We start from the raw sequence: 1,663 nt of genomic DNA on the forward strand, positions 1-1,663 counted from the left end.
CAGGCCCGGGAACCCGGACCTTCGCCAGCACCGGGGTGAACTGCGGACTGTCCGAGGCCTGCCCCGCGGTCAGGACGAACGCCAGCGGCCGGCACCGCCGGTCAGCGGCGAGGTGGACCTTGCTGGTCTGCCCGCCTTGTCCGTCCGGGCCTCCCCCTTTCCGGTCAGTTGAGAACGATCTTGATTTCCGGTGTGGTGGCCGCGCGGACGTCGTCCACGGTTACCCCGGGTGCGGTCTCCCGCAGGATCAGACCGATGCCGGGCTCGACGTCGATCACCGCCAGATCGGTGATGATGCGGTGCACACAGGCCTGGCCGGTCAACGGCAGCGTGCACTCGTCGAGGATCTTGTGGCTGCCGTCCCGAGCCACGTGTTCCATCATCACGATGACGTGCCTGGCGCCGTGGACCAGGTCCATCGCGCCGCCCATACCCTTCACCATCTTTCCGGGGATCATCCAGTTGGCCAGATCGCCGGCGGCGGACACCTGCATGGCGCCGAGCACCGCGACGTCGACGTGCCCTCCGCGGATCATTCCGAACGATGCCGCGGAGTCGAAGAACGACGCCCCCGGCAGCACCGTGACCGTCTCCTTACCCGCATTGATCAGGTCCGGGTCAATGGCATCCTCAGTCGGGTAGGGCCCCACACCGAGAATCCCGTTCTCGCTGTGCAGGACGACCGTGACACCGGCCGGGAGATAGTTCGGTACCAGCGTCGGTAGGCCGATACCCAGATTGACGTACTGCCCGTCGGCAAGCTCCCGTGCCACCCGTGCGGCGAGCTCTACCCGCGTCAGTGCCATTCTTCCCGTCCCTCCGTCGCAGCATTCGCGCGCCGCGGCGCGGGGGCCCCCGCGCTCACTGCGTCACCGTCCTCTTCTCAATCTGCTTCTCGCGGTGGGGGACACAGACGACGTGCTGCACGAAGATGCCAGGCGTGTGGATCCCGGCCGGGTCCAGCTCACCGGGTTCGACGAGCTCCTCCACCTCGGCGATCGTCACCGTGCCCGCGGCGGCACACAACGGATTGAAGTTCGCAGCGCTCGCCCGGTAGACGAGGTTGCCGTGCCGGTCGCCCTTCCACGCATGGACCAACGCGAAATCACAGACGATCGCCCGCTCCAGCACATAGCGGACCCCGTCGAACTCCCGAATCTCTTTCGGCGGCGAGGCAAGCGCGACGCCACCGGCCCGGTCATACCGCAACGGCAGACCGCCGTCGGCGACCTGGGTTCCCACCCCTGCCGGGGTGTAGAAAGCCGGGATCCCCGCCCCGCCGGCCCGCAGCCGCTCAGCCAGCGTCCCCTGTGGAACGAGTTCGACCTCCAGCTCCCCGCCGAGGAACTGCCGCTCGAACTCCTTGTTCTCACCGACATAGGACCCGGTCGTGCGACGGATGCGGCCGGCTCGCAAAAGAACCCCCAGCCCCCAGCGGTCGACCCCACAGTTGTTGCTGACCGTCTCAAGATTGGTGATGCCCGCATTCATCAATGCTTCGATCAGCGTGCTCGGGACGCCACACAGCCCGAACCCGCCCACCGCCAACGACGCTCCGTCACCGATGCCGGAAACCGCCTCGGCCGCACTCGCAACCACTTTGTCCACCGTTCGCGCACCCATCCTCACATCACGGTTACGATCACGACTACTTCCCGGCAGA

Annotated in this window: 2 protein-coding genes and 1 pseudogene; all 3 read right to left on the minus strand. The window is 67.1% G+C overall.

Features of this window, described 5'->3' with window-relative positions:
• Positions 1-139: pseudogene (locus U9980_RS11790) on the minus strand (IS5/IS1182 family transposase); the annotation flags it as partial.
• Positions 140-164: 25 nt separating this feature from the next.
• Positions 165-806 (minus strand): CoA transferase subunit B, encoded by a 642-nt coding sequence (locus U9980_RS11795; RefSeq protein ID WP_322767949.1) that lies wholly within the window; start codon positions 804-806, stop codon positions 165-167.
• A gap of 55 nt (positions 807-861) precedes the next feature.
• Complete coding sequence (locus U9980_RS11800; RefSeq protein WP_322750386.1) at positions 862-1,608, minus strand: CoA transferase subunit A; 747 nt, start codon at positions 1,606-1,608, stop codon at positions 862-864.
• Positions 1,609-1,663 lie beyond the last annotated feature (55 nt).

The organism is Protofrankia sp. Cr1 (genome assembly GCF_963555865.1).
In the GTDB taxonomy this organism is placed as follows: Bacteria; Actinomycetota; Actinomycetes; order Frankiales; family Frankiaceae; genus Protofrankia.

Bases quoted from the DNA above. Each gene is read 5' to 3' on its own strand.
- U9980_RS11795 (WP_322767949.1), bottom strand. From the start codon at position 806: ATGGCACTGACGCGGGTAGAGCTCGCCGCACGGGTGGCACGGGAGCTT.